This is a genomic window from Deefgea salmonis, from assembly GCF_020531905.1.
GTDB lineage: Bacteria > Pseudomonadota > Gammaproteobacteria > Burkholderiales > Chitinibacteraceae > Deefgea > Deefgea salmonis.
Map to the genome: position 1 here is coordinate 329,822 of NZ_JAJAWG010000001.1, position 20,622 is coordinate 350,443.

Sequence of the window (20,622 nt, forward strand, 5' to 3'; positions counted from 1 at the left end):
TAAATAGCAAAAATAGTCGCGTTCAGGTTTTTTTGTTCTTGTCCAGAATTGAGGGGGCGCTGTTGTTCAGGTAGAATAGGGGATTCAAACTTGTGCGCACCAACATGACCAAGTACATATTCGTAACCGGTGGCGTTGTTTCTTCCTTAGGTAAGGGCATCGCCGCCGCATCTCTCGCGTCGATTTTAGAATCACGCGGTCTTAATGTCACCATGATGAAGCTTGATCCATATATCAATGTGGATCCTGGCACGATGAGCCCAATGCAGCATGGCGAAGTCTTTGTTACCGAAGACGGCGCAGAAACTGACTTAGACTTGGGTCACTACGAGCGTTTTATTACCGCTAAAATGAAAAAGCGCAATAATTTTACCACGGGTCAAATTTATGACTCGGTGATTAAAAAAGAGCGTCGCGGTGAATACCTTGGTAAAACCGTCCAAGTTATTCCACATATTACCGATGAAATTCGCCATTTTATTAGCCTAGGCGCAGAAGGTGCTGAAATCGCGGTGATTGAAGTGGGTGGAACGGTCGGCGACATTGAGTCGCTGCCATTTCTTGAGGCGATTCGTCAGATGGGCGTTTTGCTGGGTAAAGACAATACCTGTTTCGTACATTTGTCTTACGTACCTTATATCGCCGCTGCGGGTGAAATCAAAACCAAGCCAACCCAACATAGTGTTAAAGAATTGCGCGAAATCGGCATTATGCCGGATGTGTTAATTTGCCGTGCTGACCGGATGGTGCCAGACGAAGAGCGCCGTAAAATTGCTTTGTTTACGAACGTTCAAGAAAAAGCGGTTATTTCTTGTCCTGATGTGGATTCTATTTACAAAATACCGCGTGTTTTGTCTGAGCAAGGTATTGATGAAATCATCTGCAAGCAATTCAATCTGCAGTTGCCTGCCGCTGATTTGTCAGTTTGGGATAAGATTGTCGCTGCAGTTCAAAGCCCACAGCAGACCGTTAATATCGCCATGGTTGGTAAGTATGTTGATTTAACCGAGTCGTATAAGTCGCTGATCGAAGCATTACGGCATGCTGGTTTGCATACCCACTCAGAAGTCAAAATCCACTTTGTAGATTCTGAATCGCTAGAAACAGAAGGCGCTGAGTGCTTGCGTGACATGGATGCCATTTTGGTGCCTGGTGGCTTTGGCAAGCGTGGTGTAGAAGGCAAAATTGTTGCCGTTCGTTTTGCGCGCGAAAACAATATCCCATATATGGGGATTTGTTTGGGGATGCAAATTGCGCTGATTGAATATGCTCGCGATGTAGCAGGCATGGCGGGTGCCAATTCCACTGAGTTTGATTTGGCAACGCAATACCCCGTGGTGGCTTTAATTGATGAGTGGGTTAATCATGATGGCCAAGTAGAAAAGCGTGATGAAAACTCGGACATGGGTGGCACGATGCGACTGGGCTCGCAAGAATGCCGTCTTGAAGAGGGTACTTTGGCGGCAAGAATTTATGGCGGATCTTCAGCGATTGAACGTCACCGTCATCGTTACGAAGTCAATAATTACTATTTGGCGCGTTTGGAAGCGGCTGGCTTAAAAATCAGTGGTAAGTCAATGGGGGCTGAAGCCTTGGTTGAAACCATCGAACTGCCAAATCACCGTTGGTTCTTTGCTTGCCAGTTCCACCCAGAATTTACTTCGACGCCGCGTGATGGTCACCCACTGTTTATTTCTTATGTGCAAGCGGCAATTGCCTATGCCAAAGAAAATGGACGTGAAGGCTTGAGCTGCAAATAAGCAAATAAGTATTTGTAATGCTGCTCGTGTTGTCGTTTGGAAGGCCTCGATTGATTGTGAATGGGTCGAGGTGCTTCCAAATATTTGATGTGTATTTGTGTATTGCTCTAATGGGTATTGGCTGCTAGCCTATATTAAATCATATTTAGAGCGGTATACCCGAGGAGGTTGGCGTGAAGTTATGTGGCTTTGATGTGGGTATTGAGCATCCTTTTTTTCTCATTGCCGGTCCTTGTGTGATTGAAAGTGAACAACTTGCAATCGATACTGCCGGTTATTTAAAAGAACTCACTACTGAGTTAAACATCCCATTTATCTATAAATCTAGCTTCGACAAAGCCAATCGTTCATCTGGTAAATCGTTTCGGGGTTTGGGGATTGAAGAAGGTTTGCGAATTCTTTCGGAAGTGAAGCGTCAGCTAGGCGTGCCTGTTCTGACTGATATTCATACCGAAGCTGAAGCTGCCATTGCGGCGCAAGTAGTGGATGTATTGCAAACGCCTGCTTTTTTAGCGCGCCAAACTGACTTTATTCATGCGGTGTGCGCCACTGGCAAACCAGTAAATATCAAAAAGGGGCAGTTTATGGCCCCTTGGGATATGAAAAACGTGGTCGAAAAAGCCAAAGAAGCCAATGGCGGCCTCGACAATATTATGGTTTGTGATCGCGGCACTTCTTTTGGCTATAACACCTTGGTGAGTGATATGCGCGGCCTAGCCATTATGCGCGATACGCAATGCCCAGTGGTGTTTGATGCCACCCATTCGGTGCAGCAACCCGGTGGTTTGGGTGATAAATCTGGCGGTCAACGTGAATTTGTTCCGGTATTGGCCCGCGCGGCAATCGCCTCTGGTGTGGCCGGTGTCTTTATGGAAACGCATCCTGACCCATGTAAAGCCATGTCCGATGGTCCGAATGTCATGCCAATCGCGAGAATGAAGGAATTGCTGATCGTCCTCAAAGACATTGACCGTGCAGTTAAGGCACACTCCTTTATTGAGCATACATTGTAAAATGTTGTGTAATTTTTTCGCAGTATTAATTCAACCGTTTTAAGGGGTATAGAACCGATGAGCGCAATCGTTGAAGTGATCGCACGTGAAATCTTAGATTCACGTGGCAATCCAACCGTAGAAGCCGATGTACTTCTAGAATCAGGTGTAATGGGCCGTGCCGCAGTGCCGTCTGGTGCGTCAACGGGGGAGCGTGAAGCGCTTGAGTTACGCGATGGCGATAAAGCACGTTACTTAGGTAAAGGCGTATTGAAAGCTGTTGAAAACATCAATACTGAAATCTGCGAAGCCATCATCGGCCTTGATGCTGCAGATCAAGCCTTTATCGACAAAACCATGATCGATTTGGACGGCACTGAAGACAAGCGTAATTTAGGTGCAAATGCAATCTTGGCCGTTTCTATGGCAGTTGCAAAAGCCGCAGCAGAAGAAGCCGGTTTGCCGTTGTATCGTTACATCGGTGGTTCAGGCCCGATGGCTTTGCCAGTACCAATGATGAACGTGATTAACGGTGGTGAGCACGCATCAAACAGCTTGGATTTCCAAGAATTGATGATTGTTCCTGTTGGCGCGCCAACATTCCGTGAGGCAATGCGTTACGGTGCAGAAGTTTTCCATAACTTGAAAAAAATCTTGCACGACAAAGGCATGCCAACTCAAGTCGGTGACGAAGGTGGTTTTGCACCTGACGTTGCAGGCCCTGAAGAAGCGCTAGACATGTTGATGGCAGCGATTGAAAAAGCAGGTTACAAAGCTGGTACTGATTTCCGTATCGCTTTGGATTGCGCTGCTTCTGAATACTTTGATAAAGCCACTGGCAATTATGTATTCAAAAAATCAGGCAATCGCACTTTCACTTCGGTGGAAATGGTTGACTACCTTGAAAGCCTCGTTAACAAATACCCAATCATTTCGATCGAAGATGGTATGGGCGAGCGCGATTGGGACGGCTGGAAAGTATTGACGGATCGTTTGGGCCAACGCGTTCAATTGGTTGGTGATGATCTTTTTGTTACCAATACCAAAATTTTGGCAGAAGGCATCAAGCGCGGCATTTGCAATTCAATCTTGATTAAAGTAAACCAAATCGGTTCTTTGACTGAGACCTTGGCTGCAGTTGATTTGGCGAAACGTCATGGCTACACCTCAGTTATGAGCCATCGTTCAGGCGAAACAGAAGATGCAACGATTGCTGATTTGGCGGTTGCAACGAACTGCATGCAAATTAAAACCGGCTCATTAAGCCGTTCTGATCGTGTTGCCAAATACAACCAAATCTTGCGTATTGAAGAAGAGTTGGGTGATGCAGCTGTGTACCCAGGTATCGGTGCATTTTATCAGTTGAAAGGTTAAGCCTTTATATTGGTAATTATTTCGACGTAAATTAACGTCTGTAGTAAGATGTAAAACCGGAGCCTAGCTCCGGTTTTATTTTGTCACGAAGGTTTGTATGCGCATACTGGCAATTTTTTTTGCGATTGTTATCGCTGCTTTACAGTGGCCGCTGTGGGTTGGCAAAGGAAGCTGGTTGCGAGTTTGGCAGCTGGATTCTCAGTTAAGCCAGCATCGAGAAAGCAATACCAAACTGAAAGAGCGCAATGAAGCGCTTGAGGCCGAAGTGCAGGATTTAAAAAATGGCACTGATGCGATTGAAGAGCGTGCTCGTAATGAATTGGGGATGATTCGGCAGGGCGAAGTCTTTTTCCAGGTACTCGATCAGTCGCCCGTTAATATCAGCGCAATCAAACCCTCTATCAGCAATACAGCCGCATCGAAGTCGTCAACTAAAGCCTATTGATCCGGTACACTATTTTTGATACAGCAAAAAATGTAAAACTGTTTTTATTCTAAGCGCTCAGCTATAGTGTCTTGACCATAGGGGGCCGAGATGAATGACCTGACATTGCTGGATCAATCGCAGCGTAAAAAATCAGAAACACTGTACTTTCAATTGGCCGAAGAGCTAGCACAAGCGATTCATGCTGGTTTATTGCGAGCCGGTGAAAAACTACCTTCCATTCGAAAGTTATCTTCAGAGCGTCATTTAAGTCTTTCAACCATTATGGAAGCTTATCGAGAGCTAGAAGATCGTGGTTTGGTTGAGGCGCGGCCACAGTCTGGCTTTTATGTTCGTGCCATTCGCCATCTCGCATCTCCCGAGCTGACTAAACCACCGCAGCGTCCCTCGCATGTTGTCATTGATCCGCTGTTAACCCCTAGCGTTTTGGCGCGAATTAATACCTTGAAAGTCGACTTTGGTTTGGCCATTTTATCGCCCAAATTATTCCCAAATCAGCAAATTCAGCGCATTTTGTCACAAGTGACGCGTAATGACCCCGATATGATTGCAGATTATGGCGAGCCATTGGGTGATATTCAGTTACGGCGACAAATTGCACGCCGCTCTTTAACATGGGGTGGGCAAATTGAAGCGGATGATGTCTTGATTACCCATGGCGCAATTGAAGGGCTAAATCTGTGCCTGCGTGCGGTTACCAAGCCCGGTGACGTGGTCGCGATTGAGTCGCCGGCGTACTTTGGTTTATTGCAAATTCTAGAAAGTTTTAAATTAAAAGCGTTGGAAATTCCGACGCATCCAAAAACAGGGATTTCAATTGAGGCCTTAGAATTGGCCTCAAGAAATGGGGCCGTGACGGCATGTGTTTTATTGCCAAATTACTCCAATCCTTGTGGCAGTTTAATGCCCGATGAAAATAAAAAAAGATTGGTTGAGTTATTAGAGCAAAGAAATATCCCTTTAATTGAAGATGATATTTATGGTGAATTTTGCTACCAAGGCGATCGCCCACGCCCTGCAAAAGCCTATGACCAAACTGGCAATGTGATGCTGATTGCGTCATTTACTAAATTACTAGCGCCTGCTTTTCGCATTGGTTGGGTATTTGGTGGCCGTTGGCAAAAACAAATTGAGCAACTGAAATTCATTAATACCTACTCAACGTCATTGGTATTGCAAAGAACGATCGCTCATTTTTTAGAAAGTGGTGGTTATGATCATCATTTAAGACGCTTGCGTAAACATTGTGCTGAGCAGGTTAACGATGCGGTCGATGCCATTCAACGGTTTTTTCCTACCGATACGCGTTTGCATGTACCGCAAGGCGGATATGTTTTATGGCTGGAGCTCAATGAAAAAGTAGATACGTTGCAATTATTGCAGCAGGCATTACCTGAAGGCATTAGTTTTACACCGGGGGTGATGTTTTCGCCGAGCCGAAGTTATCGGCATTGCTTGCGTATTTGCTGTGGCGAACCTTGGACAGTGAAGCATGAAAAAGCCATCGAACGGCTAGGTCAGATGGCTCAAGGTTATATCAATCAGTCTGTTTAGTGCATGGTTAGGTTGACGTATTAGTACGCAGTCATTTGTACTGAGGCGTCATTGACTTTGTTTTCTGCGGCTTCATGTTTTTGCATCACATTGAGGCAGCTTTGTGCTTCATTGGATTGAACTTCGATGCAGCGCGCAGAATAGGCCATTAAACAGGGCTCGATTTGCTGGCTTTCATCAACCCAAAGCACAGTAGATCGCTCACCACAGGCTGTGGCCAGAATGCGGTTAACATCGAGAATATTGTCAATGATTTGTGCATGACTGCTGACGGATGTGAATCCGAACAGCAGTGTCATCAGAAGCCATTTTCCGCGCATAGCCCACCTCCCGTGGCGGACGGCGCTTCGATTGAAGTGCAACGATCAGCCTGTCTTCACTATCGGCAGGCTGATCTTTGATTGGCAATCTTAGGTTTCTTAAGCGTTCAGAATGGCAGATTAACGGTTAATTCTATCGCTTACTGAACGAGAGCGGCTGTCGGCATCGCCTTGTTGGTGACTTGGCTCGTGCTGGCTGTGGCCTTGGACTGCACTCGATAACGGCAATCTTGTAACGCTTCGATCACGATTAAATCACCGCTATGCACAAAATATTTTTGCCCCCGTTCGAGCACGACATCTTGCCCATCATGGCTAAGCCAAAGCTGACCGGCCTCGCAATGTATCCAACTGTGTTTGGCTTGGAAGGCGCTGACTTGGGTGCGACTTAGTGGCATGGTTGGCATGATGAAGCCCTCAAAACGGTTTGGGATGAGATCCACTATACGTCGATTTCACTCCGCTGCTCAGAGGCAAACTGTCTGCAAGTTGAGCATTCAATTGCGATGATTTTGCGACTGTTATGCTCGATTTGAGGGCTTTCTGCATTCTTTCGCTGAGTCGTGTGCCTTTTTACGTAGCTCACGCACAGCAAATCGTGCTGGATCGATCGCCGCGACCAGGCTGCGCTCAATCGCTAACGGTTCTTGATTGAGTTGGCAGGCCAACATCTCGGCGATCAAAACATGCCATGTTATGCCGCGCGCGCCCAGACCCAATAGGCCGTATAAGCCGGGTTGACGTGGAATTTGAAATAGCTGGTCAACGGAATGCAGGATGTTGTTTCGCTGTGGGATTTGCCCTGCCAAAGGCAGACGATCCGATGAGTTGGGGCGAAAACATAGCCGAGTTTCAACCGGTTTACTGGTCATGACCGGGGCACCGATAAGCCGACTTAAATCGTCGATGTTTTGTTGTTCAGCCTGCTGTGGATGCTGCGCGTCAACCAAGCTGGCGCCAGCGCACCGCCAACCGGCCAATGCGGGGGTTAAATAACTTTGCCCTGATAGACTGAACGTATTCACGGGAAGATCGTCGCGCCACACTTTGGAGACGCTGCGCAAGCTCGCAGTGAGCGGCAATTGGGCGTCAGGAATCAGGCGAATCGCATCCGTTGCGTTGGCTAAAATTAATGTTTTACTCGAGGCGATCAGTTGCTGCTCCGCATCGTAAAGATGCCAGCATTGATCAATTAATCTAATTTGATTTACATGGGTATTGAGCTGAAGCTCAATGAAATCAGGGTATTGATTAATATACCCATTGCAAATACTGTAGGGATTAGCCCACATTCCTTCAGGAAACCACCAGCCGCCAAATTCGCAGTCGATCGCGAGTTGGGTTAGGCATTGCTGCCGATCTAGCCAGCGAACCATCTGATGGTGTTGCGGTTGCTCGGTGCTAATCAATTGCATCAACGTTGCCGCAGCCTGATCTTTGGCCAATTGCAGGTGCCCATCGACGCCAAAATCAATCCTTAGACCTTGCTGGCTCAGTTGCATTAGTTTTTGTTGTGTCGTGGCAAAGCCCGCGCGTGACAGGCGGGCTTGGAAGTTATCATCGCGGCTTAATGTCGGATGACAAAGACCAATATGATTGCCTGAAGCTTGACTGGCAATGTCCGCTTGTGCGTCGATCAGTTTGACTTGCCAGCCGCGTGCAGCGAGCTGGTTGGCCATGGCGCAGCCCGCCATGCCGGCACCAATGATGATGGCTTCTGGCTCGACGGGTGTTGCGTGGCTTGATTGGCGATGTTGACGCGTTGTGGCCACCCAAAAATCGTCCATGGATGGTGGTGGCAATATAAAGCCAGCTTGCGCTAAATGCTGGCGGTGTGGCGGGTGATTGCATTGTCCGATCAGCACGCTATGAGCGGTGACTAGACGGCGCAATTGCTTGCAGTGCATTAGTGTTAGCGACGCGGGTGTCGCTAAATTTAGGTAAATCAGATCGATTGGCCCGCTGATTTCGCTGAGCTGCGCATAATCGCCAAATACAAGGGTGAGGCTGATTTGCCCTTGTGCTAAATGCAGTCGATGAAATCCCGTTTGCCAGCGCGGCCAGATTGCCTGTAATTGATCAATCAATGCAGCAAATTCGGGGTATTGCTGGGCGATGGCCTGTAGCTGATCGACTTGAAATTCGCAGGGGATCAAGCTTAAAAAGTGCAGTCGTTCGGTGGTCGGGCGCGTGTTTATCCAGTGCTGACACGTGGCCAAGAATACGGCAGCTTGCGCCCAATCGAGGCAGAGAATAGATCGCTTCGCCGGGGTCTGAATGGCAAGATTACGAAGTAATGCCGCCTGCGCTTGGTGTAGCGAGGACTGAAATTTAGATTGCCATTCAGGGCTTGCCTTAATAAAATATGCGCCTTCTTGCATTGATGTACTCAATTAATCCGCTTGTTCGCCAAGCGGGCCACGTAAAAAATAGCGTCTGGCGCTAATCGCACAAGTGCCCATGATTAAGCAGACGACGATAAATCCTCGATTACCCCACAGCTCATGGCCGATTTTGGCGGCCTCAATCGCGATAGAGAAAATCACCATCATAATAATGCCCAGCATGGCAGAAACCGTGCCTTTGCTTTGGTCGCTGGCAAACAAGGCCAATCTAAATTGTGCTGCATTGATAATACCAATCCCAATGGCAGCGATAGAGAGTGACGCAATCAGCCATTGCCAATCCATTGGCGATTTAAATAACCACAGCAGCATCGTTAGGCCGACCATTAGCGGTATGGAGCCTAACTTGATAATGCGGTAAATCGGTAAGCTGGTCACAACTTTGGCCAAAATAAGATTGCCTAAAATCAAGCCAGCAAACACCGGTGTTTGCCAGTAGCCATAGGCAATGGTGGGTAATTGTGCGTCTTGCATCAAAATTACCGGCGCTAAAGCGATCCAAGCTAACAAAGGCGCAGAGGTGCAGCCGATAGAGATTGCGCCCGCCAAGAAGCGACGATTGCTCAGCACTGCCGCGTAGTCTTGCCGCAGGCGATCAATACGCAATGGCGAGTCAATTTTGGGCGAGGTTTCTGGCATAAAGCGCCAGAGGCCCATTGCTGAAAAGCTGGCGACGATGGCAACAAAAATAAAAATCCAATACCAACTGGCCACTTGCAATACCAGCGCACCCGCTAAAGGGCCGATCAGTGGTGCAATCAGCGCCACATTGGCCATTAAAGCGGTGACGCGAATGGCCGTCGCCTCAGCGAAGCTTTCTTGGATTGCGGCATAGCCGACTGCGCCAATAAAGCACATGCCAGTGCCTTGTAAAAAGCGGCAAAACAAGAACCAACTGTAAGACTCTGAAAAGACAATCGCGATGCAGGCCGCGATAAATAGCAGTACTCCAGCCAACATCACTGGACGGCGGCCAATTCGATCTGAAAGTGGGCCCAGTAGCCATTGCAGGCTAGCACCGCCTAATAGGCAAATCGACATTGCCGATGGAATATGAATTGGATCAATTGCAAATGATTTAACGATGATGGGCATTGCCGGCAAAATCATATCGTTTGAAATGTAGGTTGCGAATTCAAACAAGACTAAGGCAAGTGGAAATAAAAGCGTTAATAGCGTGATGCTACGAATTGGCGGGTTGCTGCTTGTGCTCATGTCATCTCTCTGTGTGACATTCGCATTTTCCTCGAATTGTTATTTAAAAGCGAGGTGAATAGTGCATTTTGCATAAATGGAATTCTATGCGCAAAGCTAAAGCATATTTTCTTGGGCTGCGGCATAATGGCTGATCTATTCTATGCGCTGCGCCCATTAAAAGGTCTTTTATGAATAAAACTGAATTGATTGCGATTGTCCATAACTTAGTAGCGATTGATCATCCTGAAGTTTCAAAAAAAGCGGTTGCAGCCACAATCGAGACTTTGTCTGAGGTTATTTTGGCGACTGTCAGTGGTGGTGGCGAAGTGGTTTTGCCTAACGTGGCTAAAGTCGCGTTAAAATCGCGCGATGCACGGGTCGGGCGTAACCCGCGTACCGGTGAAGCGGTGCAGATTCCAGCGAAGCGGGTGCTTAAATTTACCGCAGCAAAAGCGCTTAAAGACGCTGTAGCCCAGCAAGATCAGGCGCAAGAAAAATCACTTTAAAATAAAATTTTTAAAAAATAAAACCGGCCATGGCCGGTTTTATTTTGTCAGTATTGCCCGCTAGACTTTAATTTAAAAGGGCTGGCGGGCAATACGGTCTATTGGCTTAGTCTTCGCGGCGCATCTGTGGAAACAAAATCACATCGCGAATACTTGGCGCATTGGTTAGCAACATAACCAGGCGGTCAATGCCAATCCCGCAGCCGCCTGTTGGGGCTAAGCCATGCTCCAGCGCGCGAACATAATCGGCGTCGTAGTGCATCGCTTCGTCGTCACCCTTGTCTTTGAGGTCAACTTGAGCTTGGAAGCGTGCGGCTTGGTCTTCAGGGTCGTTCAACTCTGAGTAACCGTTGGCGTGTTCACGGCCAACGATGAATAATTCAAAGCGCTCAGTCAGTCCCGCTTGCGTGTCTGATGCGCGCGCCAGCGGCGAAACTTCAGCAGGGTAGTCAACGATAAAGGTCGGCTCCCACAGTTTGCTTTCGGTGTTTTCTTCAAACAAACTCAATTGCAAGCCGCCAATGCCCGCCGTCAGTACCGGTTTGCCGCCAAGACGCGCAATTTCGGTTTTGAGGAAGTCCGCGTCATTCAATTGTGCGTCAGTGTATTCTGGGTTGTAGTGCTGGATGGCTTGGGCAATGGTAAAGCGGGTAAATGGTTTGGATAAATCAACCGGTTTGCCTTGGTATTCAATCATCGTGCCGCCACAGACTTCTTTGGCGCAGGCGCGAATGATGCCTTCGGCCATTTCCATCATACGTTGGTAGTCGGCGTACGCTTCGTAGAATTCGATCATGGTGAATTCTGGATTGTGGCGTGTGCTCATGCCTTCATTGCGGAACGAGCGGTTGATTTCAAATACCCGATCTAAGCCGCCAACAACCAGGCGTTTGAGGTAGAGCTCGGGTGCGATACGCAAATATAAAGGCATATCTAGCGCATTATGATGCGTCACAAATGGCTTGGCCGTTGCGCCACCAGGAATCGAATGCATCATTGGCGTTTCGACTTCGAGGTAGTCCTCGTGTACCATGAATTCACGCAAGCGCTGGATGATTTTTGAGCGTTTGATGAATGTGCTGCGGCTATGATCGTTGGTAATCAGATCAAGATGGCGCTGGCGATAAATTTGTTCTTGATCGGCCATGCCGTGGTGTTTGTCTGGCAGTGGGCGCAATGATTTAGTCAATAGGCGCAATTCAGTCACGTGGACCGATAGCTCGCCGGTTTTGGTTTTCATCAGTGTGCCGCGTGCAGCAACGATGTCGCCCAAATCCCAAGTTTTGAAGTCGTCATACACGGCTTCGCCGACGCTTTCTTTGCTGATGTAAAACTGGATGCGACCAGTGCTGTCTTGAATGGTGGCAAAACTGGCTTTGCCCATTACCCGCTTGAGCATCATACGGCCAGCTACGGCAACCATCACGGCTTGTGACTCAAGGTCGGCTTTTTCGAGTGCATTGTATTGGTCGTGCAGCGGGCCAGAGAGGTGTTCGCGCTTAAAATCGTTGGGAAAAGCAATACCTTTGGCGCGAATGGCGGCCAGCTTGGCGCGGCGTTCTAGGATAATTTGATTTTCATCGACCGCCACTTCGACGGCTTGGCTTGTAACTTGATTTTCACTCATCGTTTTTCCACTCAATACACTTAATGACATCAGGGAGCGAATGATCGCTCCCTGCTTGGGTACTAAAAATTAAACGCCTTGTTTGAGGCTGGCTGCAATAAAGTTGTCAAGATCACCGTCCATGACGCCTTTGATATTGCCCACTTCGAAGCTGGTGCGTAAATCTTTGATGCGGCTTTGATCAAACACGTAAGAACGAATTTGATGCCCCCAGCCGATGTCAGATTTGGTCGCCTCGAGTGATTGCTGTGCTTCCATGCGTTTACGTAGCTCAAGCTCAAACAACTTGGCCCGTAACATTTTCCACGCCTCATCACGGTTTTTATGCTGTGATCGATCGTTTTGGCATTGCACGACGGTATTGGTCGGGATGTGCGTTAAACGAACGGCCGAATCGGTTTTGTTAATATGCTGACCGCCAGCGCCTGAGGCGCGATAGGTGTCGGTGCGCACGTCAGACGGGTTGATGTCAATTTCAAAACTGTCATCCACTTCTGGGTATACAAATACCGAGGCAAATGAGGTGTGGCGACGGTTGTTTGAGTCGTATGGCGAGCAGCGAACCAGACGATGTACGCCGGTTTCGGTGCGTAAAAAGCCATAGGCATAATCGCCCGTCAGTTTGATGGTGGCTTGGCTGATGCCGACGATGTCGCCATCGGACTGCTCCATCACTTCAACGGTAAAGCCTTTGCGCTCGCCATAGCGAACATACATCCGCAATAGCATGCCAGCCCAGTCTTGCGCTTCGGTGCCGCCAGCGCCAGATTGAATATCAATAAAGCAAGGATTTGGATCCATTGGGTTATTGAACATCCGGCGAAACTCGAGCTTGGCGACTTCGGCCTCAAGTAAGGCGTATTCTTGCGCGATCACTTCGGCGGTGCCAAAGTCGCTTTCTTCTTTGGCCATTTCAAACAGCTCAAGCGAATCGTTGACACCATCGGCGACACGATCCAAAACCAGAACGATGTCCTCTAGGGCTTTTCGTTCTCGGCCGACTTCTTGGGATTTTTTAGGGTCATTCCAGGTTTCTGGCGCCTCAGAAAGTCGAACGACTTCTTCGAGTCGATCGACTTTGCCGGGGTAGTCAAGATAGCGCTTAAGTTCGTCTGCGCGTACGCCTAGCTCTTTGAGCTGGTTTTCAATCTGATTAAGCTGTTCCGCTTCCATGCGATAGAATCCGCGTTTGCTATTGCAAAACCGTGAATTATATCAGTCTGTGCGCCTTCGCAGTAGCGGAAATGCATAACTAAACCTCGCTAAGTGCAGTTTTAACGATTAATCGGTGGCGTAGCTCGCGCAGTGCCGCTGAAATCATCGCCAAATCGGGGGTGGCGGCCCGTAGTTCGGTAAACATAGCGCCAACTCGTTCTCGGGCGTTACTGTTTTGCGCTAGCCAATCGCTCAGATTGTCGGGGCTTTGTTGCCATGCTTGCATAAATAGCTCTTTGTGTAGGCGTTGCAAATCATCCCGCACCGCCAAGCGAGCCAGTGTTTGCCAGCGACTTTCGCGTGGCAATTGCTCGATGGCGAGCGCCAACCATTTGAGCTCGAGCGCTTCGCCGAGTGCCAAATACATGCGCATGTGCTCGGCCAATTGCCCGGAGTCATTGCTGCACTGACTGAGTTCAAGCAAAGATTGCGCCTCTTGGATCGCCAGCACCTTCATCGCCAATCCGGTGCTCACGCCCGTGGTTTGCCACTGCAGTGCTTGCGTTTGGTGGCTTGGACTGCTGGCCAACCAAAGTGGCAGCTGGGGTAGGGCCAATGCCGCGCAAGTTCGCATGTGATCGACCGCCGGTTTGCTTAAGGTTTGCTGTAGTAGCCAGCGCGCCACGCGTTCGGTTTGACGGCGAACTTGGAGTAGCAGGGTGTTTTGACCTTCGCTGCTGCATTGATCGGCGTTTTGTTCGATTTCAAGTGCCAGCGCCTCACTGTCGAGCAAGCTTTCGGCGGCGATTAAAGCGTCGACAATATCGCTGCAACTGCGCTCAGTTTCTTCTTGCAAGCGATAAACCGAGTTGGTGCCAAAGCGATTGACAATGTGATTGGTCAGCACAGTGGCAATAATTTCACGCCGTAAAGGATGCAAAGACAATTGTGCCGTAAAAGAATCACGCAAACGACTTGGGAAGTATTGGCTGAGTAACTGATCCCATTTGCTGGCGTCAATTAATGACTCGTCGAGCAGGTTTTGTTTAATGACAATCTTGGCATAGGCCATTAATACTGCAATTTCAGGGCGAGAGAGTCCAAGCCCGAGTGTTTGCCGCTCAATCAGTTGATTGTTGCTCGGTAGATATTCAATGCGGCGTGAGAGCTTGCCCGCCGCCTCCATCGACTGCATTAAGCGCAGATGAACTGAAGCCAACGACAGCGATTGCGAAAACTCCAGCGAGATGGCGAGGGTTTGCAATTCATTGTCACGCAATACCATATGACCGACTTCGTCAGTCATGCTGGCGAGCACTTCATTGCGCTGCTTGAGTGTTAAATCACCATCAGCAACGATGCGGCCCAACAGGATCTTGATATTTACTTCATGGTCAGAGCAATCCACACCCGCAGAGTTATCAATGGCGTCGGTATGAATTCGTCCACCATTGAGGGCGTATTCAATGCGGCCCAGTTGCGTAAAGCCAAGGTTCCCACCTTCGGCAATCACCTTGCAACGTAAGTCGCGGCCATCGACGCGGACGGCGTCGTTGTTTTTGTCGTTCACGTCAGCGTGGGTTTGCGCGCTCGATTTTACATAAGTGCCGATGCCGCCGTTGTAGAGCAAATCGACCGGCGCTTTGAGTAGCGCTTGAATCAGTTGATCGGGCTCAAGTTCGCTGTCTTCAATCTGCAGTAGGTGACGTATTTGCTCAGAGACCTTGATTTTTTTCAGGCTGCGCGCATATACCCCGCCACCCTCTGAAATTAATGCCGGATTGTAATCAGCCCATGAAGAGCGCGGCAGTGCATACATGCGTGCGCGCTCGGCAAACGCGATCGCGGTATTGGGTTGCGGGTCGAGGAAAATATGGCGGTGATCAAAGGCGGCAATTAACTGGATCGTGGGTGTGCGCAGCAAGCCATTGCCAAATACATCGCCCGACATGTCGCCAATACCAACGGCGGTGAACGGGTCTGTATTGGTGTCGATGCCCATTTCGCGGAAGCTGCGCTCGACAGAAATCCATGCGCCTCGGGCGGTAATGCCCATTTTTTTATGGTCGTAACCGACCGAGCCGCCGGAGGCAAACGCGTCGTCCAGCCAGAAGTTATATTCTTGCGAGATGGCGTTGGCGATGTCTGAAAAAGTGGCCGTACCTTTGTCGGCAGCCACCACCAAGTAAGGATCGTCGCCATCGCGGCGCAAGACATCGGCCGGTGGAATAACTTGTCCGTTAATAAAGTTATCAGTTAAATCCAGCAAGCCACGGATAAAGGTTTGATAGCAGGCCACGCCGCTAGCGAGCAAAGCTTCGCGCTCAAGGGGTGGGTTTTTAACGATAAAACCCCCTTTGGAGCCCACTGGCACAATCACGGTGTTTTTTACCATTTGTGCTTTTACTAGGCCGAGCACTTCAGTGCGGAAGTCTTCGCGACGATCTGACCAGCGCAAACCGCCACGTGCTACTTTACCGCCGCGTAGATGCACGCCTTCAACTTGCGGTGAGTACACAAAAATCTCATACAGTGGCACCGGCTGCGGCATCATCGGCATTTGGCCAGAGGCAATTTTGAGCGATAAGTAAGCTTTGTTGCCGTTGTCTTGATAAAAATTAGTCCGCAACGTGGCTTGAATGGCCGATAGTAGGCCGCTAATGATTTTTTCATCATCAATATTGGGCATGGCGCGCGCCGCTTGCGCGATTTCTTCGATTACGATGTCAGCCACAGCGGGCTCGGCCTGTTGTGGGTGGTGTAATAATTCAAAAGCGTGTACCAATTGTCGGGCTTGTGTGCCGTAGCGCAATAAACAATCGGCAATCGTATCCATGTCGTACTTGAGCGCAACTTGTTTTAAAAAGCGCGAATAAGCGCGCAAAATCAGTACGTCGCGCCAAGCTAAGCCGTTATGCAGAATCAGTTGATTGAGTTTGTCGTTTTCGGCCGCGCCTTTGGATAGGGCGATAAATGCAGCCAAAAACCGTAGCCGTTGCTCGGCCGATTCAAGCGACGCTTGTGCGGGCAGACGAATGCCGATATCGACAATCCATGCCGCCTGCGCTTCAAAGTGAATGGTGTAGGGGCGCTCATCGAGAATGCGCACACCAAGACTTTCGAGTAACGGCAAAAAGTCTGACAATTCAATGGCTTGATGTTGATAGAGTTTTAAGCGCCAGACCATTTCGTCCAGCGCGCTACCTGGGGTGAGTGTGGCGACCAGTTGCTGGGTTTGCAGTGCTCGCTCGAGGGCTTCCACGTCGTGGATTGCAACTCGGGCCGAAAAATCAGCGCAGTAAGCGGCAGGAAATGCATTTAAGTATTTCTGCAGCAGCGTGCCGCCTTTTTCTTCGCCAAAGCTTTGGATTAATTGCTGATGCAGACCATCTTGCCAGCGCTGTGCGAGGTGTTCGATTTCGACTTCAATGGCTTTGGCGTCGTACTGAGTATCGCTGGTGGCTGAGCGGCGAACAATGTAATGAATTCGAGCTAGCGGGTTGTCGCTCAATAACACATTAAATTCAGTCGCACTGCCGTTGAGGTGTTGCATTAAGAGATTGCCGATTTTAATGCGAACGTCGGTGCTGTAATTGTCGCGCGGCACAAAGACCATGACCGAGACGTAACGTCGATATATGTCATCTCTAAAAAACGCCCGCACGCGATTTCTTTCGTGCAAATTCACCACGCCATTGGCGATACGCGCCAATTCAGCGGCCTCAATTTCGATGAGTTCGTCGCGCGGATAGGTGTCGAGCACATTGAGCAAGGCTTTGCCGCGATAGCCGGTCAGCTCGGCACCGCAAAGCGCCATGGCACGATCGATTTTTTGCCGCAAAATTGGGATTTGACGCGGCGGTGCGGTATAGGCGCTGGCCGAATACAGGCCCACAATGCGTAATTCACCGATTAATTGCCCCGCAGCGTTCACGTTGCGCAGCAATACCGTATCTAAATACACCGGACGATGGACGATGGAGCGATGGTCCGACTTGGTGAGCATTAATAATCGCTCGGGGGCGTAAGCGATTTGGCGTAAATCGGGCGAAAGCCCGGTCCAAACGTGGGACGGGGCGGCCAGTCCGTTGTCGCGCAGCAGGCCTTTGCCCGAATGCGGAACCACATTGAGTGACTCGTCATTAAATTGGTAGTCGCGCAAACCTAAGAAAACAAAGTGCCCGGACAGTAGCCATTCCAGATAAGCAACGGTTTCAGTCACAACAGCGCGAGGCAGTGGCGGTGGATCGCTGCGCAACTGTTCGAGCGCCGCCATCACACGATCGGTCATGGCGGGCCAGTCGGCAACGGAGGTGGCGATACTATCGAGCGCTTGGTTGATCTCTTGTTCGATATGCGCCATGTCGGCCGCATCGCTGATGCGGTTGATTTCAAAGTGCATCCATGATTCGGCGCAGCCTTGTGGGTCGAGCCGGCTGATTCGGCCCTCTGCGTCGCGCAAAACTTTAAAAACCGGATGTATAACGCTGTGCGCGGTGTATTTTAAGCGGGTCAGAACAATACCTACCGAATCAACCAAAAACGGCATGTCGTCTTGAACGATTTCAATGACGGTGTGCGGGCATTGCCAGCCATGCTCGCTTAAGTTGGGATTGTAAACGCGGACGAGGCGTTGCTGTGGCAAGCGCACCGCAGCCATACGCCAGTGGGCCAGTAGTGCGCCGCCTAAATCTTCGGTCGCACGGGCTTGTAAATCATCTTCAGGTACGTTGGCATAATATTGCTGTAGCGCCACGGCAATATCGCCTGCGGTGTGTTCGGTAGCCCATGTTTGGAGGGCTTGCAAAGGCGTGATTGTGCTCATTTTGACTGGGGCCTATCGACTGGATGCAGGCCTCCACTGTAGACGCTGTTGATGATCCTTCCAACAAGGGTTACCACCTATTTAATGGCTTAATTGCTTTGGTGACAGAGATCTAAGGTGTTGAAGTAATGAACGTTTGAATAAAAGACGCAATTAAAATGACTGACGGGTAATAGTTCTATATCATAGAATTCTAATGTGTGCATTGTTCGCCGCCAACTCAGAGGCCGTAGTTATGAGCCAAGCTTGCTCTATTCTTGCTAATCCAATCGCAGCGGGCATGACCGCATCGGTCGAGGTCGACCCCATGCTGCTCATGTGCCGTGATCTGGCGCTCAACATGTTGAGCCAGTCCATGGATGGTTTTTTTGAGCGACTAGAAGAGACTTATTTTGAACTGGCCGACACCACGTTTGATCGCAAGTTGCGCGATGACTATTTCGCCGCCCGAGAAGCAACGCACCAGAAGCGCGATGTGCTGGCGGCGCAATTTAAGCATCATTTTTTGTCGGGCTTTAATGATCGGATGCGCACAACATCGCGTCTTGATACGTCAGAAACGAGAAGCCCTTTTTATCGGGTTCAAGCCAATTTGGATCAATTGAGTTTGGTGGCCAATGAAGAGTACGAAGAAAACCTCTCCGCCGATTTGGTCGTAAAGGCGTTTAAACATACCGGCGGCGCGGCGCTCACCGAACTTGAACAGCGATTTGCCGGTTTAATGCCTACGCAGGCGGATGGTGCGATTAATCCGCTGTCGCCAGAGGCCATTTGCGACGCGTTTATGCAGGCGTGCAAACAGCTTGAAACGGGGATTGACGCGCGCTTAGTGGCGCTCAAAGCCTTTGAAAATGAACTATCGAGCCAAGTGGCCGACGTGTATCGGCATGTCAATCAATACTTAATTACGCAAAATGTTGATCGAGTCATGCCAAACTCGATCAAGCGTCAAACCCATGCAGCATCGGCAATTGGGCCGCAAGCCAATGTCGACGTAGCGAGTGCCATCACCTCGAGCGTAGCTGCGCCAGTGTCGTTGACGGCACACTTGGCACCGTCGGCACAAACAGCGGTACAACATAGCGAGGCAGATGCCGCGCCGAGTTGGATGTCGGTTTTGGATGTACTGCAACACAAGCCGCCGGTGGCCAGTGCCTTCAATGGTGCCGATGAAGCAGTCTTTGAGCGTAATCTGTTAGGCGTATTGCGGCATTCTGCTTGGGCCAAAAACCTAGCGCAAATGGATGCCATGACACTAGAGCTCATCGCTTTATTGTTTGAACGCATGTTCGATGATGCGCGACTGTCGGTCTCGGTAAAGGGCTTGATTGCGCGGCTGCAAATTCCAATTTTAAAAGTGGCGATGCTGGACGCTGGTTTTTTTGCCAATAAAAAACACAGTGCGCGGGTTTTGCTCGATACCTTGGCCGAGATTACGCTCGACGAGCCCGATATGCGGGCTGGCGATGCGCGTTATGATCAAATTGCGGTGATCGTGACGCAAATTGGCCAGCAATTTACTGATGATGTTGTCGTTTTTGATCAAGCGCTTGCCGCACTAAGCGCATTGCAAGATGCTGAAGCGGCAGCACTTGAGGTTGCTCTGCAAAGCAATGCGCAAGCTTTACTGCAAAACGAGATGGCCGAACTGGCCACCGCCACCAGTGAGGCCTTGGTGCAGTCGCGGCTAAGCCAGCCAGAGGTGCCGACCTTGGTGCGTGATTTTTTAGCGCAATACTGGTCCCTCGCTTTGGCGGGGCGCTTTGGTATTGTCGGTGAAAGTGCGCCAGAGTTTATCGCGGCGCTAAAAACCATGGACGATTTGATTTGGAGTGTTCAAGCCAAGCAAGGGGCAGATGAGCGTTTTGCCTTGGTCAATGTGTTGCCCAGCATGCTTAAGTCGTTAGAAGACATCGCTCGCGAGCAGGGCATGAGCGATGCCGCAGCCAAGGATTTTTTTGCCGAATTAGTGCATTGCCATGCCGCAGCGATTCGTAATGGTTTGCGCCCAGCCGTGGCGCCCGTTGCTACGCCTCCCGAGCTGATTTTGCCGTCGATCGATAATGAGGCCGCCAAAGAAAATAAAGCGGCCTTGCCGTGTGCGTCTTTACCGCCGCACAGTGCCTTTCCGGTTCGGGGTGAGTGGGTGGAATGGCTTGGCGAGCAAGACGTGGTTTTACGTTTACGGTTGTCGTGGATTAGCCCGAAGGCGACACGGTATTTGTTTACCAATCGGCATGGCGGCAATAGTCAGGCTTTTTTACACGCCGAGTTGCTTGAGGCGCTCAGTAGTGGCCGAATTCGCCGTATCCAAACGGGCAATAGTTTGATGGATCAAGCTTTGAATGAATTTAAAGCAGCAATTTAAATAATGTCGCTCGACTAAATTACGCTCGCAGGATCGGTTGTTTGTGCGGTAAAAGCGCGCCAGCGGCGGGAAAGCCAACGTCCACCGAGCTGGC

The 20,622-nt window shown here is 49.7% G+C and carries 14 protein-coding genes; 7 read left to right on the forward strand and 7 right to left on the reverse strand.

The features are described 5' to 3' along the window. Positions 1-104: 104 nt before the first annotated feature. The 5 genes from pyrG to LG219_RS01460 all read left to right on the forward strand — a co-directional run bounded on the left by pyrG (position 105) and on the right by LG219_RS01460 (position 6,125). The gene (pyrG, locus tag LG219_RS01440) at positions 105-1,760 is read left to right on the forward strand and encodes a CTP synthase (protein ID WP_226762772.1); all 1,656 of its coding nucleotides are present in this window, start codon (positions 105-107) and stop codon (positions 1,758-1,760) included. A 173-nt stretch (positions 1,761-1,933) separates the two neighbouring features. Further along, positions 1,934-2,773 (forward strand): 3-deoxy-8-phosphooctulonate synthase, encoded by an 840-nt coding sequence (gene kdsA / locus LG219_RS01445; protein WP_226762773.1) that lies wholly within the window; start codon positions 1,934-1,936, stop codon positions 2,771-2,773. A 57-nt stretch (positions 2,774-2,830) separates the two neighbouring features. Then, positions 2,831-4,126 (forward strand): phosphopyruvate hydratase, encoded by a 1,296-nt coding sequence (gene eno, locus LG219_RS01450; RefSeq protein WP_226762774.1) that lies wholly within the window; start codon positions 2,831-2,833, stop codon positions 4,124-4,126. A 97-nt stretch (positions 4,127-4,223) separates the two neighbouring features. Beyond that, positions 4,224-4,571, forward strand: coding sequence for a cell division protein FtsB (gene ftsB, locus LG219_RS01455; protein ID WP_226762775.1), 348 nt, complete (start codon positions 4,224-4,226; stop codon positions 4,569-4,571). Positions 4,572-4,661: 90 nt separating this feature from the next. Continuing rightward, positions 4,662-6,125: an aminotransferase-like domain-containing protein gene (locus tag LG219_RS01460; protein WP_226762776.1), complete on the forward strand. Its 1,464-nt coding sequence runs from the start codon at positions 4,662-4,664 to the stop codon at positions 6,123-6,125. A gap of 20 nt (positions 6,126-6,145) precedes the next feature. Here LG219_RS01460 and LG219_RS01465 read toward each other — a convergent pair whose 3' ends face one another. The 4 genes from LG219_RS01465 to LG219_RS01480 all read right to left on the reverse strand — a co-directional run bounded on the left by LG219_RS01465 (position 6,146) and on the right by LG219_RS01480 (position 10,065). Further along, a complete protein-coding gene (locus LG219_RS01465) occupies positions 6,146-6,424 on the reverse strand; it encodes a hypothetical protein (RefSeq protein ID WP_226762777.1) in 279 nt (92 codons plus the stop codon). A 161-nt stretch (positions 6,425-6,585) separates the two neighbouring features. After that, positions 6,586-6,852, reverse strand: a complete 267-nt coding sequence (locus LG219_RS01470) for a DUF2917 domain-containing protein (RefSeq protein WP_226762778.1) — start codon at positions 6,850-6,852, stop codon at positions 6,586-6,588. Positions 6,853-6,966: 114 nt separating this feature from the next. Continuing rightward, positions 6,967-8,826, reverse strand: coding sequence for an FAD-dependent 5-carboxymethylaminomethyl-2-thiouridine(34) oxidoreductase MnmC1 (mnmC1, locus tag LG219_RS01475; protein WP_226762779.1), 1,860 nt, complete (start codon positions 8,824-8,826; stop codon positions 6,967-6,969). Between the two features lie 12 nt (positions 8,827-8,838). Then, complete coding sequence (locus LG219_RS01480) at positions 8,839-10,065, reverse strand: MFS transporter (RefSeq protein ID WP_226762780.1); 1,227 nt, start codon at positions 10,063-10,065, stop codon at positions 8,839-8,841. Between the two features lie 170 nt (positions 10,066-10,235). Here LG219_RS01480 and LG219_RS01485 point away from each other — a divergent pair, with 170 nt between their 5' ends. Beyond that, entirely contained in the window at positions 10,236-10,553 is a 318-nt protein-coding gene (locus tag LG219_RS01485; RefSeq protein ID WP_226762781.1) for an HU family DNA-binding protein, read from the forward strand. Positions 10,554-10,659: 106 nt separating this feature from the next. Here LG219_RS01485 and lysS read toward each other — a convergent pair whose 3' ends face one another. The 3 genes from lysS to LG219_RS01500 all read right to left on the reverse strand — a co-directional run bounded on the left by lysS (position 10,660) and on the right by LG219_RS01500 (position 18,160). After that, the gene (lysS, locus tag LG219_RS01490) at positions 10,660-12,180 is read right to left on the reverse strand and encodes a lysine--tRNA ligase (protein ID WP_226762782.1); all 1,521 of its coding nucleotides are present in this window, start codon (positions 12,178-12,180) and stop codon (positions 10,660-10,662) included. 69 nt (positions 12,181-12,249) lie between these two features. Next, positions 12,250-13,353, reverse strand: coding sequence for a peptide chain release factor 2 (prfB, locus tag LG219_RS01495; protein ID WP_226762783.1), 1,104 nt, complete (start codon positions 13,351-13,353; stop codon positions 12,250-12,252). A gap of 79 nt (positions 13,354-13,432) precedes the next feature. Then, a complete protein-coding gene (locus tag LG219_RS01500) occupies positions 13,433-18,160 on the reverse strand; it encodes an NAD-glutamate dehydrogenase (protein WP_226762784.1) in 4,728 nt (1,575 codons plus the stop codon). A 196-nt stretch (positions 18,161-18,356) separates the two neighbouring features. On the opposite strand from LG219_RS01500, the gene LG219_RS01505 reads away from it, so the two are divergent. Further along, positions 18,357-20,528 carry a DUF1631 family protein gene (locus LG219_RS01505; protein ID WP_226762785.1) on the forward strand — a complete coding sequence of 724 codons (2,172 nt, stop codon included), beginning with the start codon at positions 18,357-18,359 and terminating at the stop codon, positions 20,526-20,528. Positions 20,529-20,622: the final 94 nt, after the last annotated feature.